The 13,262-nt window shown below is 68.6% G+C and carries 14 protein-coding genes; 12 read left to right on the top strand and 2 right to left on the bottom strand.

Annotated features, from left to right (window positions below; translation table 11 throughout):
- The first annotated feature begins 193 nt into the window (after positions 1–193).
- From ACI3KT_RS13010 to ACI3KT_RS13030, 5 genes are read left to right on the top strand one after another with little or no spacing between them, the layout of a single operon-like run.
- Positions 194–625 (top strand): Fur family transcriptional regulator, encoded by a 432-nt coding sequence (locus ACI3KT_RS13010; protein ID WP_292904684.1) that lies wholly within the window; start codon positions 194–196, stop codon positions 623–625.
- Positions 622–1,719 carry a permease gene (locus ACI3KT_RS13015; protein WP_307292773.1) on the top strand — a complete coding sequence of 366 codons (1,098 nt, stop codon included), beginning with the start codon at positions 622–624 and terminating at the stop codon, positions 1,717–1,719. The genes ACI3KT_RS13010 and ACI3KT_RS13015 overlap by 4 nt, the downstream gene beginning before the upstream one ends.
- Positions 1,712–2,449 (top strand): TIGR03943 family putative permease subunit, encoded by a 738-nt coding sequence (locus ACI3KT_RS13020; protein WP_292904688.1) that lies wholly within the window; start codon positions 1,712–1,714, stop codon positions 2,447–2,449. The genes ACI3KT_RS13015 and ACI3KT_RS13020 overlap by 8 nt, the downstream gene beginning before the upstream one ends.
- Positions 2,439–4,475, top strand: coding sequence for a hypothetical protein (locus ACI3KT_RS13025; protein ID WP_404904661.1), 2,037 nt, complete (start codon positions 2,439–2,441; stop codon positions 4,473–4,475). Before ACI3KT_RS13020 ends, ACI3KT_RS13025 begins: the two co-directional genes overlap by 11 nt.
- Positions 4,475–5,164 carry a DNA-3-methyladenine glycosylase gene (locus ACI3KT_RS13030; RefSeq protein WP_404904924.1) on the top strand — a complete coding sequence of 230 codons (690 nt, stop codon included), beginning with the start codon at positions 4,475–4,477 and terminating at the stop codon, positions 5,162–5,164. The genes ACI3KT_RS13025 and ACI3KT_RS13030 overlap by 1 nt, the downstream gene beginning before the upstream one ends.
- A gap of 28 nt (positions 5,165–5,192) precedes the next feature.
- Here the strand turns inward: ACI3KT_RS13030 and ACI3KT_RS13035 are convergent, their stop codons facing one another.
- Positions 5,193–5,855, bottom strand: coding sequence for a hypothetical protein (locus ACI3KT_RS13035; protein WP_404904663.1), 663 nt, complete (start codon positions 5,853–5,855; stop codon positions 5,193–5,195).
- A gap of 202 nt (positions 5,856–6,057) precedes the next feature.
- Here ACI3KT_RS13035 and rpmB point away from each other — a divergent pair, with 202 nt between their 5' ends.
- The 6 genes from rpmB to ACI3KT_RS13065 all read left to right on the top strand — a co-directional run bounded on the left by rpmB (position 6,058) and on the right by ACI3KT_RS13065 (position 10,643).
- Complete coding sequence (gene rpmB, locus ACI3KT_RS13040; protein ID WP_017203559.1) at positions 6,058–6,294, top strand: 50S ribosomal protein L28; 237 nt, start codon at positions 6,058–6,060, stop codon at positions 6,292–6,294.
- Complete coding sequence (gene rpmG, locus ACI3KT_RS13045; RefSeq protein ID WP_045250846.1) at positions 6,294–6,464, top strand: 50S ribosomal protein L33; 171 nt, start codon at positions 6,294–6,296, stop codon at positions 6,462–6,464. The genes rpmB and rpmG overlap by 1 nt, the downstream gene beginning before the upstream one ends.
- A gap of 3 nt (positions 6,465–6,467) precedes the next feature.
- On the top strand, positions 6,468–6,773 hold the full coding sequence (rpsN, locus tag ACI3KT_RS13050; protein WP_017829734.1) for a 30S ribosomal protein S14: 306 nt from the start codon (positions 6,468–6,470) through the stop codon (positions 6,771–6,773).
- Positions 6,774–7,078: 305 nt separating this feature from the next.
- On the top strand, positions 7,079–7,903 hold the full coding sequence (locus tag ACI3KT_RS13055) for an endonuclease domain-containing protein (RefSeq protein ID WP_404904664.1): 825 nt from the start codon (positions 7,079–7,081) through the stop codon (positions 7,901–7,903).
- A gap of 357 nt (positions 7,904–8,260) precedes the next feature.
- Positions 8,261–8,548 (top strand): HU family DNA-binding protein, encoded by a 288-nt coding sequence (locus ACI3KT_RS13060; RefSeq protein ID WP_045257248.1) that lies wholly within the window; start codon positions 8,261–8,263, stop codon positions 8,546–8,548.
- A gap of 97 nt (positions 8,549–8,645) precedes the next feature.
- Positions 8,646–10,643 carry a cytochrome c oxidase assembly protein gene (locus ACI3KT_RS13065; RefSeq protein WP_404904665.1) on the top strand — a complete coding sequence of 666 codons (1,998 nt, stop codon included), beginning with the start codon at positions 8,646–8,648 and terminating at the stop codon, positions 10,641–10,643.
- 12 nt (positions 10,644–10,655) lie between these two features.
- On the opposite strand, the gene ACI3KT_RS13070 is transcribed toward ACI3KT_RS13065, so the two are convergent.
- Positions 10,656–11,729, bottom strand: a complete 1,074-nt coding sequence (locus ACI3KT_RS13070; RefSeq protein WP_404904667.1) for a hypothetical protein — start codon at positions 11,727–11,729, stop codon at positions 10,656–10,658.
- Between the two features lie 112 nt (positions 11,730–11,841).
- Here ACI3KT_RS13070 and ACI3KT_RS13075 point away from each other — a divergent pair, with 112 nt between their 5' ends.
- The gene (locus tag ACI3KT_RS13075; RefSeq protein WP_307292681.1) at positions 11,842–13,227 is read left to right on the top strand and encodes an ATP-dependent RecD-like DNA helicase; all 1,386 of its coding nucleotides are present in this window, start codon (positions 11,842–11,844) and stop codon (positions 13,225–13,227) included.
- The last annotated feature ends 35 nt before the right edge of the window (positions 13,228–13,262 follow it).

Here is a 13,262-nt window from a genome sequence, read left to right on the forward strand (position 1 = left end):
CCCCTGAGTCGCGCCCGCCCCCGCGCGGCCCCGCCAGCGCCGGGTGCACGGCATCGTGTCGAGTGCACGGCCTGTCGACGTGAACGACCCGTGCGCTCGGCGGCATCCCGTGCATTCGCGGCGTGAGCAGTCAGGTGAGGGCGGTGGCAGAACCTCCCAGCCCACGGAGAACCCCGGCGATTAGACTCGAGACATGGCTCAGCGGAACACCTGGCAGCGCGAACGCGTGCGCGAAGCGCTCGCCGACGCCCATGGATTCGTGAGCGCGCAGACCCTGCATGCGGGACTCCGCGACGACAACACCGGCATCGGCCTGGCGACGGTGTATCGCGCGCTCGCAGGACTCGCCGCATCGGGCGACGCCGATTCGCTACAGAGCCCCGAGGGCGAAGCCCTCTACCGCGCCTGCAGCACGCAGGGCCACCACCACCACCTCATCTGCCGATCGTGCGGGCTGACCGTCGAGATCGAGGCGAAGGACGTCGAGCACTGGGCGCATCGCACGGCGGCGCAGCACGGATTCACGGATGCTGCGCACGTCGTCGACATCTTCGGACTGTGCGCCGCGTGCACCGCGAAGCGCGATGCCGAGGCTCAGCGTCCGCCTGAGGAACCCGTCGCGTGACATCGGCGACGACGCGGGCGTCGGCTGCGGACCATGCCGGCCACTCGCACCCTTCGACAGGCTCGGGGGCCCATGGGGGAGGCTCAGGGAGCCACCGTCCGGGTGATCGCCCCCGCCGGTCGCCGTGGATAGGCGTCGCGCTGGGCGCGGCCATCGTCGCGGCGCTGTTCCTGATCGACCGGTTCGTCCCGACCCTGTACACCGCATCCCTCCCGCACCGCGCGCAGGACGGCCTGACTCTCGCCATGAGCGTGCTGATCGAGGCGCTGCCCTTCGTCGTGCTGGGTGTGCTGCTGTCGATCGTGGTGCAGGTGTGGCTGCCTGCCGATGTGATCCACCGCTGGCTGCCGAAGCGCGCCTGGGCGCGTAGAGCGGTGCTGTCGCTGCTCGGGATGCTGATCCCGGTCTGCGAGTGCGGCAACGTGCCCTTCGCCCGCGGGCTGATGATGCGCGGGCTCGCGCCCGCCGAGGCGCTGACGTTCCTCATCGCGGCGCCGATCGTGAATCCGATCGTGATCCTCACCACTCACGCCGCATTCGGATTCGACGACGGCATCCTCGTCGCCCGCCTGGTCGGCGGCTACCTGATCGCGAACCTCATCGGCTGGATCTACAGCCGGCATCCCTCGCCCGACGCCCTGCTCACGCAGCGCTTCGTCGACACCTGCGAGCGGGTGACGCACGAGCCCGGCACGCCCGTGCGCCGCAGCCTCACGCAGTTCCTCGTCGAGCTGCGGGCCGTGATGCCGGCCCTCGTGATCGGCTCCGCGCTCGCCGGAGCCGTGCAGGTGCTGATCCCGCGTGACGTGCTGCTCGCCATCGGCTCGAACCCCGTGCTGTCGATCGTGGCCATGATGGCCCTCGCGATGACGGTTGCGATCTGCTCGAACGTCGACGCCTTCTTCGCCCTGTCCTTCGCGTCGACCTTCTCGTCGGGAGCGCTGGTGGCGTTCCTGCTCGTCGGCCCCCTGGTCGACGTGAAGATGCTCGCGCTCATGCGCACGACCTTCACCACGCGTGTGCTGGCGGGCATCGTCGGCGTCGTGGTGCTCGCCGCCTTCGCGATCGGGATCGGGGTGAACGTCTTTGTCTGAGCGCACGCGTTCCCTCGGCTCCCGCTGGCTGGGCATCGGCCTCGCGACGGTGCTGTCGGTCGTCACCCTCGGTCTCGGCCTCACCGGAAGACTCACGCTCTACATCAGCCCCGAGTCGGTCTGGTTCGCGTGCGCCGCGGCCGTCGTGACGCTGGTCGGGGCGATCTGGTCGTGCACCCTGCCGCTCGGGGCCGAAGAGGGACACGACCACGGTCACGAGCATGCGGAGTCGGGCGTGTTCGCCACGACCGCGACCGTCGCCGGCGGCGTGATCGCCTCAGGAGTCGTGGTCGCCGCGCTGGTGCTGCCGCCGGCGTCGCTGTCGGTCGAGCTCGCGATGTCGCGTGCGGGTGAGTCTGCGGCGCTGTTCGCGGGTGCGGATGACGTGACCCTCGGCAAGGCCGACACCTCCACTTTCGGCGTGGGCGACTGGGCCAGCGTCTTCGCCACCGCGACCAACACGGCGTCGTACGACGGCACGACCGTGACGTTGACCGGGTTCATCACGCCGGGCGACGGCGGGGTCGACCTGACCCGCCTCGTGATCACGCACTGCGTGATCGACGCGCAGCCCGCGAACGTGCCAGTGACGATCGACGCCGGCGAGTACAAGACCGGTCAGTGGGTCAAGGTCACTGGAACCGTGAAGGCGGATGCCGACGGCGCTCTGCACGTGGACCCGACCACGGTCGAGGCCATCGACGAGCCGGGGGATCCGTATGAGTACTGACGACGAGAAGCCCGAGGTCCCCGTCGTCCCGCGCACACGCGCTGAACTGCGCGCCGCGCGCGAGGCCGCGGCTGGTGCCGAGGCCGCTGCATCCGAACCGGTGTCGGAGTCGGCCGCCGAAGACGCTTCAGGGGTCGACACGCCAGATGTCGGACGGAATCACGAATCGATCCCCCGATCTGGCGCGTCGACCCCCGGAGCGGACGGCGGAACGAGCGTGACGTCGGAGTCGGCCGCATCCGTAGCAGGCGGTTCGGCTGCCGGCGGACGGTCCGTCGACCCCGCCGCCGAGCGCGAAGCGGCGATGCGTGCCGCCATGGTCGAAGCCGCCGCCGCAGCCGAGGCGGCCGCGCGAGAGGCCGCAGCACCAGCCCCTGACCGGTCGCCGCGTCCCGTCCGGTCGACGATCAGGGATCCGTTCCGCCCCTTGGCCGAGGAATCACCCGCTCACCCGTCGGACGAGAACGCCCCCCGCTCGTCGAGAGAGGAGCGCAGTGACGAGGCGAAGCGCGCGTCTCCTGCATCGACGTCGGATGAGGATGTTTCGTCTCGCGCCGCTCGCTCAACCACCGAGGAGCCGACCGCCCGCCCGTCGAGCGAGGAACCCCCTCGCTCAACGACCGAGCAGGCCGCCGCGTCGGTGTCGCAAGCCCGCACCCCCTCCCGCCGTTTCCTGCTCGCCCTCACCGCCGTCCTCGGCGTCCTCGTCGTGGTCGGCGCAGCTCTCGGATTCGTGAGCCTCACCCAGGGCCCGCGCATCACGAACGTCCAGGTCGCGCCAGCCGAGGCGATCGAGTCGAGCGGCAGCCGCGTGATCCTCACCGCGAACCAGGCGCTGTCGGCGATCGACGCCTCGCAGGTGACCGTCGAGCCTGCCGTGCCCTTCACTGTCGACGCGGCAGGGCGGGGCATCGGCATCCGCTTCACCGTGCCCCTCGACGACTCGACGAAGTACGCGATCACGGTGGCCGACGTCGAGTCGACGGGCGGCGGGCCGAGCGCGACCCTGAAGGCTCATTTCACGACGCCCGCATCCTCGATGTTCATCCTGCGCCGTGACGTCTCCGGCAAGGACACCATCTTCCTCACGGATCTCAGCGGTGAGAACGCGGTGCCGGTGTACAGCCACGACAAGATCGACGACTTCCGCGCGACGTCGACGAAGCTCGTCGTCTCGGTGGAAGACGACGACCTCTCCAAGCTCTACGTGATGGACCGCGACGGCAAGAACCCGCGAGAGCTGAAGCTTCCGGGCAAGGGCTACATCGGATCGATCCAGGTCTCCGAACGTGGGGGACTGGTCGGCTACACGTACTCCGACAAGGAGATCAGCGAAGACGAGGGCCGGGCGAGCGTGCTCGTGACGCAGTCGCTCTCCGGCGGCGACAAGCCGAAGATCGCCGAAGTCGGCGGTGAGCAGACGAGCATCCTGGTGTGGCAGTTCGTCCCCGACTCGGCGGCGATGCTGTTCATCGACTTCAACGGCGCGCTCTCGCTCATCGACCACTCGACCGACGCGGGCGTGCAGTCCCTGGGGCTGGCCGCCAACATCCAGGGCATCTCCCGCGGGACGTACACCGCGGTCGTGGAGCGCGTCGACGGCAGCGTGGTCGAGCTGAACCTCGCCGACGGTTCGGAGCAGCCGCTCGCAGCATCCAACCCCGACTACGGCAGCGCGATCACGATCGTGCCCTTCCCCGGTGGCACCCTGCGACACGTCGTGTCGGTCGACGCGACCGGCTATCCGAACGGACAGGCGATCATCCGGGTGGATGACGCGGGCACGGCGACCTCGATCGTCGAGGTCGGATCGACCGACTCGATCCTGCAGGCGTGCGCATCGCCGAGCGGACAGTACGCCGCCGTGGCGATCGCTCCCGACCTCGCAAAGAACGCCTACGACCAGATGCTGCTGCCGCTGCCCGAGAACGTCGAGACGCACCTGCTCGACCTGCGCACCGGCAAGGAGCTGGTCGCGCTGACCGGATTCGATTCGTCGTGGTGCGCGACCGCCCCGCACTACTGATGCGCCGAGCGACCCGCGACGATTTCACTCCGCTGCCTCTCGAGGCCGCGCCGCGGCTGCTCGGAGCGGACCTGCGCACCGTCGTCGACGCGGCAGAGGTGCGCCTGCGCATCACCGAGGTCGAGGCGTATCACGGACAGGGCACCGGCCCCACTCCTGATCCCGGGTCGCACGCCCGTATGGGGCGCACCGCGCGGAACGCCACGATGTGGGGCGAACCGGGCCACCTGTACGTGTACCTGAGCCACGGCATCCACTCGTGCATCAATGTCGTGTGCGGACCCGAAGGGGTCGCGGGCGGTGTGCTGCTGCGAGCAGGCGAGGTGATCGAGGGGGCGGATGCGGCGGCCCGCCGCCGCAGGGCGGCTCTGCCTCTGACCGCCGCCGCTCGACGCGATCTGGCGCGCGGACCCGGGCGATTCGGCCAGGCCTCAGGGCTGCAGCATCCGCGGCACGATGGGATCGATGCGATCATCGGCGCCGAGCTGAACGGTGCCGTGGCCGAACTCTGGCTGCCCGATGCCTCGGTCGAGATCGCCAGCGGGCCCCGTGTCGGGGTCGCCGGGGTGGCGGGGACCGACGCCTTCCCCTGGCGCTTCTGGATCGACGGCGACCCCACGGTCTCGCCGTTCCGGTGGGGGCGCGGGGCGCAGCTGGCTCAGGCCGAATCGCGCCAGAGCCCCGGATAGCTCGGGGTGGGTGCGAGCTCCGGCGAGGTCAGTACGCGGCGTTCAGGATCAGGGCGATGATCACCGCGGTGACGAACCCGGCGGCGAGGCCGATCAGCAGCTCTCTGCCGCCCTGGTGTGCGAACGCGCTCGGGAACTTCGTGGTGGTCCAGCGAGGGTCGGCGTTCACCGCTGCGAGCGTCTCCGGAGTGGCGCGGTCGTCGAGCAGAGCGAGGTCGGGGTGGGCGCGATCGAGCAACAGTGCGGCAGGCATGCCCTTCGCCAGGGTGATGTGCACCGGAACCAGGGCGTGGGCCAGGCGGGCCGTCGAGTTCGCGGGGAGTACGCGGAACTGAACCAGTCGAGCCGGCGCGACGGTCGGACTCTGCAGCATCGTGCCGACCGGCCCCGTGCGTGCGAGCATCGGCACTCGCCAGACGAGCGCCGATGTCGTCTCCGATCGCAGGGTCCCGCTCGCGATGCCCTCTGCGCGGGCGGCGATCGTCACGGCTCCGTTCTCTCTGACGCGTCCGAAGAGGACAGCGGTCACGATCAGCATCACGCACAGCGGCAGCGGGATCAGGAGCACCCCGAAATAGACCGTCGCGAAGCTGCCGGGCAGAGGGAGGAGAGCAGGAGCGAAGGCGCCGAGAAGAAGGCCGAGGAGGAACGCGGAGACTGCGGTGGTGGCGCGCACGCCGGTCCAGTTCATGCCTCCATCCTGGACGGACCGGTGGCAGACCGCATCCGTGCTAAACTGACTCCTTGTCTGCGCACACTCCTGTGCGCAGTTCGTGTGCTTCCCCTATTCATCGGTCCCTGAGCTTGTCGAAGGGCGGCGGGTCGTGGGTAGCGCGCAGACAAGGGATCTTGGGTGAGGCCGTCCGGTCTCACGGTATAGAAGGAGTCACATCATGGCAGCAGTGTGCCAGGTGACAGGAGCTGTTCCCGGCTTCGGTCACAACGTCTCGCACTCGCACCGCCGGACGAAGCGCCGCTTCGACCCGAACGTGCAGAAGAAGACTTATTTCGTTCCGTCGCTCGGTCGTAAGATCACGCTCAACGTGTCCGCCAAGGGCATCAAGGTGATCGACGTCCGCGGCATCGAGAACGTCGTCAAGGACCTCCAGGCGAAGGGTGTGAAGCTCTAATGGCCAAGAAGGCTCAGGACATCCGTCCGATCATCAAGCTGCGTTCGACCGCCGGCACGGGTTACACCTACGTGACGAAGAAGAACCGCCGCAACACCCCCGACCGCCTCGTGCTGAAGAAGTACGACCCGGTCGTCCGCAAGCACGTCGAATTCCGAGAGGAGCGTTGATCAATGGCTAAGAAGAGCAAGATCGCTCGCAACGAGCAGCGCAAGGTCATCGTCGAGCGTTACGCCGAGCGTCGCGCCGAGCTGAAGAAGACCCTGGTCGACCCGAACGCCACCGACGAGGCCCGCGAGGCCGCACGCGTCGGCCTGCAGAAGCTGCCGCGCAACGCGTCGCCTGCTCGCGTGCGTTCGCGCGACGTCATCGACGGCCGCCCCCGCGGTGTCCTCACGAAGTTCGGCATCTCGCGTGTCCGCTTCCGTGACATGGCACACCGTGGCGAGCTGCCCGGCGTGACCAAGTCGAGCTGGTAAGCATCGCAACCTGAAAGGGGCGAGGGTCTTCGGATCCTCGCCCCTTTCGCGTACCCGGCCGCTGGGAAGGAGATCGCACGCAGGCTCCCTTTCGGGAGGACTTTTCCGTTCGGGAGGATGTCTGCTGCGGATTCATCCGCCCGGGCCGGGGTTCTCCTCCAGAGCCGCCGCGATTACCACCGCGATGGTCGCGGGCGCGCGCAAGGGGCGCACTCTCCCTGCACAACTCGAGAATCGATGCTGGCTCTCCACTGGTGGCGGGTTCTGAATGCCGAGCGGATGTGATGGAACGTCATGATCGAGGCATGGATGCGGTGGAGGCGCTGCTCGAGCGCGGAGGAGTGGCGAGGGTCGAGGCCCTGCGCCGTGACGGAGTGACCGTGCACGCGCTCCGGCAGGCGCGTGAGTCGGGCGTGATCATGTTGGTGCGGCGGGGATGGGTCGCCCTCCCTGGAGCGGACGCGATGCTCGTCGCCGCCGCGCGTCGCGGGGTGGTTCTCAGTTGCGTCACTCTCGCCGCTCGGAAGGGTCTGTGGGTGCTGGACTCGTCGATGCATCATGTCGCAGCGCCCGCGAACGCGGGTCATGCGGCGGTTTCGCGCGGCGTGATCCATTGGAACCGTCCGCTGTTGCCCCGAGATCCCGACTCTCTCGAGGACTCGCTCGAGAACGCCCTGATCATCCTGTCGAGATGCCAGCCGTACGAGAGCGCACTCGCGACGTGGGAGTCTGCCCTGCGACAGAAGAAGATCGATCCTGGCGCGTTGGAGCGGGCGCCGCTTCCGCCGGCGGCACGACGGCTGCTCGCAGAGGCGAGGCCCTTCGCGGATGCTGGAACTGAGACGATCCTCCACGCTCGACTGAAATGGCTGAGGCTGCCGATCACGCCGCAAGTGTGGATCCTCGGCCACCGCGTCGATTTCGTGATCGGCGATCGGCTCGTCGTGCAGATCGACGGAGCCCATCACGTGGGAGCGCAGCGCGACAGCGACATCGCCCATGACGCGCTGCTCACTCTTCACGGGTACCACGTAATCCGCATCAGTTATGACCAGCTCATGAACCATTGGGCGGACGTCCTGCGGTTGATCCTCGCCGCGATCGGGCAGCGGCTGCACGTGGCTGCGTGAGGCGGTCGCGACCGAACGTCGCGACGGCGTGCGCCACCCACGAGCTCTCAACCGCTTCCGTTCGGGAGGACTTCTCACGCTCGGGAGGAGCTCTGCGCCGAGATCTTCCTCCCGAGCAGGAGTTCTCCTCCGGAGCGCGGGGCGACGTGTGCCGACCCGATCCGGCGCCCCGCCAGACCCCGATTCCTGTGACTGAAGTGACAAAAGTGACGCGACACGCCCTGAAAAAGCCCAAAACCCGCGAAATGACGCGGAAATGTGGGTGGTGGTTGGTACATTCAAGGCGGTCACTCGACCAGGAGCATCCGCTCCGATTCACACAACGATGCGACGGGATCCTCGTCGCTGGAGGATGACATGGCTGACAAGTCCATCACCAAGACCGAGCTCGTCGCGAGCATCGCTTCCGCCACCGGCCAGAGCCAGGCCACCGTCTCCGGTGTCCTCGACGCACTCTTCGGCTCTGTCTCCGACGCCGTCGCCAAGGGCAGCAAGGTCTCGATCCCGGGCTGGATCTCGTTCGAGCAGGTCGCGACCGCCGCCCGCACGGGCCGCAACCCGCAGACCGGCGCCGAGATCAAGATCCCGGCCGGCAAGCGCGTCAAGGTGACCGCTGGTTCCAAGCTCAAGGCAGCCGTCAAGTAAGACGCTTCCGCACGAAGGCCGCCGCCCCTCGGGGTGGCGGCCTTCGTACGTCCGGGCGCCGGTCGGACGCCTCTCCAGCGCGGCTTAGGCTTGAGGGATGACCTCCCCCGCCCAGACCACGACGACGGCGTACCGTCTCGGCGGAATCGGCATCCTGCTGGCGGCCGGACTCGTGGCCGTCACGATCGCCATGATGTACGGCGGAGCGGCGGCCCCGCTGCTGCTGGGAGACCCTGGTCCTTTCGTGCGGTGGGCGCTGCCGCTGGTGAAGCTCGTCATGAACCTGTCCGCAGCAGGCATGCTCGGCTCACTCGTGCTGGCGCTGTTCGCCCTCCGCAGCGGCGACAGCTCGTTCGATCTGGCGCTGAACACCGCCTCCGTGAGCGCCGCCGTGTTCACCGTCGCGTCAGGGGTGAGCGGGTTCTTCGCCTTCATGGCGGCGTTCACCCCTGAGCTCAGCGCCGACCCGCTGTTCGGCGCACAGCTCGGCAAGTTCCTGCTCAACCTGCCCCTCGGCCAGTCGTGGCTCATCACGACCATCGTCGGAGCGGTCGTCACGATCCTCGCCTTCGCGTGGCGCAGCTGGACGGCGACGCTCATCACGGCCGTGCTCGCCGCGGCATCCTTCGTTCCGCTCGCCACCCAGGGACACTCGGGCGAGCTGTCCGGTCACACCATGGCCGTGAACTCGATCCTTCTGCACACGGTCGGCGCAGCAGTGTGGCTGGGCGGCCTGCTGCTGGTCGTGCTGGTGCGCGGACGGATGCCGGTGGCCGACCTCGTCCGCCGGTACTCGACTCTCGCGATCGCAGCCTTCACCGTCGTCGCCGTGTCAGGCGTCACCCGCTCGATCGTGGCGATCGGCGACTGGGGCTCGGTGTTCAGCCCCTACGGAATCATCGTGCTCGCCAAGGTCGTGCTGCTCGGCGCGATGGGCGTGCTCGGGGCCTGGTACCGCATCCGCCTGATTCCGAAGCTCGAGGGAGACCGTGCCGCTCGGTGGTTCTGGCTGCTCGTGCTGTGCGAGGTGGGGCTCATGGGCCTGGCTTCCGGCGCGGCTGCCGCGCTGGCTCGCACCCCGCCGCCCGCGGGCACAGAAGCCGCCTTCGTGCGCACTCCGGCCGAGCACCTGACCGGCTCAGCGCTGCCGCCCGAGTTCACGATCGACCGCTGGTTCACGCAGTGGAACATCGACATCCTGTGGCTCGTCGCCGCAGGCTTCGGGGTGTTCTTCTACCTCGCCGGCGTCCGCCGCCTGCAGCTGCGGGGCGACCGCTGGCCGATCCACCGCACGGTCTTCTGGGTGCTCGGCATGCTGATGCTCGTGTGGGTGACCGGCGGCCCCATCAACGCCTATCAGGAGTACCTGTTCAGCGTGCACATGCTCGGGCACATGATGCTGTCGATGGCGATCCCGCTGCTGCTCGTCACCGGATCTCCGATCACGCTCGCACTGCGGGCCATCCACAAGCGCGACGACGGCACCCGCGGCGGCCGCGAGTGGATCATGTGGGCCGTGCACTCGCCCTTCGCGCGCATCGTCACGCACCCCTTCGTCGCCGCGGCGATCTTCATCGTGTCGCTGTGGGCGTTCTACTTCACCGATCTGGTGCGCTGGTCGATGTACGAGCACCTGGGTCACGAGTGGATGGTCATCCACTTCCTGATCTCCGGCTACCTGTTCGTGATGAGCCTGATCGGCGCCGACCCCGTGCCCTACCGGCTCCCGTACCCCGGTCGCCTGATCACCCTCATCGCCGTCATGGCCATGCACGCGTTCTTCGGCATCGCGATGATGATGCAGTCCGGGCTCCTCGTCGCCGACTGGTTCGGCTCGATGGGCCGCACCTGGGGACCCGACCCGATGGCCGATCAGTACATCGGCGGCGGCATCGCGTGGTCGATCGGCGAGATCCCCACCCTCATCCTCGCGATCACGGTCGCGATCCAGTGGAGCCGCAGCGACACGAAGCTGCAGAAGCGCCGGGACCGGCATGCCGATCGCACGGGAGACGCCGAGCTCGAGGAGTACAACGCCAGGCTCGCGCGCATCGCCGAACGCGACCGGCGACAGGCCGAGCGCGAAGGTCGCTGACGCGGGTCGCCGTCAGTCCTGCGGGACGGCATCTCCGGGTGAGCCCACCCTGATCGATGCGGATCCGTCGGGGAGGATCGTGATCGTGCCGTCGACCTGGAACGGCACATCCTCGGACACCGATTCGACGCTGCCGTCGAACAGCGATTTGATCTCGACCTCGATGTGAGCGACCGCGCTGGCGGGAGGGATCTGCCACTGCGCACCGTCGGGGGCCACCGACACCTTCGGCTGCACGGTGATCGACCATTCGGGCAGCGACGCGAGCCGGTTGCGCACCTCGAGCCCGAACGGGCACGCCGTCGGCTGGAGAACTTCCTGGGTCGCGCACTGCGTGAGGAACTCCTCGACGCGCTGCTGCACGACCGCGACGAAGTCGTCGGTGGGGGTGGTCTGCACGTCGACGGGAGTGGTGGCGAGCGGTGTATCGGCGAGGACGCCGGTGCCGGATGCTGTGGAGATCGCCGTGTCCACCGAGACCGCATACAGCCCGGGCGTGAACACGAGCATCGGCAGCGGATCGAGTGGCGCGGCATCCGCCCCGGCCGCGGAGATCTGTCCGCGCTGCACCTCGAAGCCGTTCACGGAGAACCGGTCCGCCCCGCGCACGGTGAGATCGATGACGGCGAGCGGGCTCGTCGAGAACCTCCAGTTCGGCGTGATGCCGGCCCAGCCGTCCTGCTCGACCTGGAAGGTCGTCTTCCCGGCGTGACCGCCCGCCTCGTACGCCACCGTGACGGAGGTCTGCGTGCCCTCGCTCTTCTCGGAGACGATCGCCACGTCCGTGAGCGGCGCCAGCGCTGCGGCGCGCAGCAGCGCCTCCGAGGGGGAACCGGTGATGCCCGCCGCCTCGAGCGTCGCGCTGTCGATCGCGACGCCGGGGATGCGCAGCGCGTCGGCCGCACGACCGGCGGAGAGCAGATCGAGATAGCGCGTGACGAACGCGGACGGGCCGTAGTACGAGGTGTACAGCGTCGAGATGCCTGCCCCCACGGCGGCGATCAGCAGAACGCCGACCAGCGCGAGGATGGCCAGGTCGGCGCCGAGACGGGAGCGCCGAGGCGCCGTCGTCTCCGCGTGGTCCATGGCGCCAGTCTATGAGCGCGGCCTGGGACGACGCCGAGGGTGACGCCGCGCGGCGGTCATGCCACGTACCATGGGGAGCGCCCTGCATCCGTCCTTCCTTCGTGAGTGAGCCGTGTCCTTTCCCGCCCTGTCCGACGAGCAGCACGAGCTGTTCCGGCTCATCGAGGACACCAGCGAGCACGTGTTCGTCACCGGACGGGCGGGCACGGGCAAGTCCACGCTGCTGCAGCATTTCGCGTGGAACACGAAGAAGCAGATCGCGATCTGCGCACCCACCGGCGTGGCGGCGCTGAACGTCGAGGGGCAGACCATCCACTCGCTGTTCCGGCTGCCGATCGGCCTGATCGGCGACAGCGACATCGATCAGAACGACAACACGCGGCGCATCCTGAATGCGATCGAGACGCTCGTGATCGACGAGATCTCGATGGTCAGCGCAGATCTGATGGATGCCATCGACCGCTCTCTCCGGCAGGCGCGCGGCAAGCGGGGCATTCCGTTCGGCGGCGCGCAGATCGTGATGTTCGGCGACCCGTATCAGCTCGCCCCGGTGCCACCGCGCGGAGACGAGCTGGCGTACGTGCGAGACCACTACCGCTCGTTCTGGTTCTTCGATGCGAAGGTGTGGGCCGGGCCGCGCGAGGGGGCGTCGGGCGACGGCCTGTTCGCGGTCGACACGCATGCCGATCTGCACGTGCGCGAACTCGTGCAGATCCACCGCCAGGCCGATGACGGCTTCAAGGCCATGCTGAACGCCGTGCGCTACGGGCGGGTGACGGCCGAGATCGCCGGCGTGCTGAACACACAGGGCGCCAGAACGCCCCCCGACCCCGAGCCGGGCGAAGTGCCCATGATCACGCTCGCCACCCGCAACGACATCGTGAACGGCATCAACAGCCGGCACCTCGCGGCGCTCCCCGGCAAGGAGCAGACGGCGCGCGCCGAGGTCAGCGGCGATTTCGGACGCGGCGAGGCGGCACTCCCGGCGGAGTCCGAGCTGAAGCTCAAGGTCGGAGCGCAGGTGATGTTCCTGCGCAACGACACGGCGATGTCGGGGGAGCCGCCGCGATGGGTCAACGGCACGATCGGCACCGTCGTCCGGATCCTCGGCGACAAGGTGCGCGTCGAGATCGACGGCGAGGAGGTCGACGTCGAGCCGGCCGTGTGGGAGCGCTTCAGATACTCCTACGAGCCGAGCACGAAGAAGCTCACGCGCGACGTCGTCGCCGAGTTCACGCAGTTCCCGCTGCGGCTGGCGTGGGCGGTCACGATCCACAAGTCGCAGGGCAAGACATACGACCGCGCGATCATCGACCTCGGCTCTGGTGCGTTCGCCCCGGGGCAGACCTACGTTGCGCTCAGCCGGCTGACCTCGCTCGACGGTCTCTACCTGTCACGGGCTCTGCGTCCGAGCGACATCAAGGTCGACGAGGATGTCCGCCGATTCATGCGCGAGGCCTGGGAGGCCAGGTCGACTCCCGAGCTGCCCAAGGCCTGAGCGGCACGGGGCGTTTCGTCTCTGCGTTTCGACTC

Source organism: Microbacterium sp. ZW T6_19, assembly GCF_044987465.1.
Lineage (GTDB): Bacteria > Actinomycetota > Actinomycetes > Actinomycetales > Microbacteriaceae > Microbacterium > Microbacterium natoriense_A.

What these genes read in the sequence shown, in the direction of transcription:
- ACI3KT_RS13010 (WP_292904684.1), top strand. Translation starts at nt 194, where the DNA reads ATGGCTCAGCGGAACACCTGGCAGCGCGAACGCGTGCGCGAAGCGCTC.
- ACI3KT_RS13025 (WP_404904661.1), top strand. Translation starts at nt 2,439, where the DNA reads ATGAGTACTGACGACGAGAAGCCCGAGGTCCCCGTCGTCCCGCGCACA.
- ACI3KT_RS13030 (WP_404904924.1), top strand. Translation starts at nt 4,475, where the DNA reads ATGCGCCGAGCGACCCGCGACGATTTCACTCCGCTGCCTCTCGAGGCC.
- ACI3KT_RS13035 (WP_404904663.1), bottom strand. Translation starts at nt 5,855, where the DNA reads ATGAACTGGACCGGCGTGCGCGCCACCACCGCAGTCTCCGCGTTCCTC.
- rpmB (WP_017203559.1), top strand. Translation starts at nt 6,058, where the DNA reads ATGGCAGCAGTGTGCCAGGTGACAGGAGCTGTTCCCGGCTTCGGTCAC.
- rpmG (WP_045250846.1), top strand. Translation starts at nt 6,294, where the DNA reads ATGGCCAAGAAGGCTCAGGACATCCGTCCGATCATCAAGCTGCGTTCG.
- rpsN (WP_017829734.1), top strand. Translation starts at nt 6,468, where the DNA reads ATGGCTAAGAAGAGCAAGATCGCTCGCAACGAGCAGCGCAAGGTCATC.
- ACI3KT_RS13055 (WP_404904664.1), top strand. Translation starts at nt 7,079, where the DNA reads ATGGATGCGGTGGAGGCGCTGCTCGAGCGCGGAGGAGTGGCGAGGGTC.
- ACI3KT_RS13060 (WP_045257248.1), top strand. Translation starts at nt 8,261, where the DNA reads ATGGCTGACAAGTCCATCACCAAGACCGAGCTCGTCGCGAGCATCGCT.
- ACI3KT_RS13065 (WP_404904665.1), top strand. Translation starts at nt 8,646, where the DNA reads ATGACCTCCCCCGCCCAGACCACGACGACGGCGTACCGTCTCGGCGGA.
- ACI3KT_RS13070 (WP_404904667.1), bottom strand. Translation starts at nt 11,729, where the DNA reads ATGGACCACGCGGAGACGACGGCGCCTCGGCGCTCCCGTCTCGGCGCC.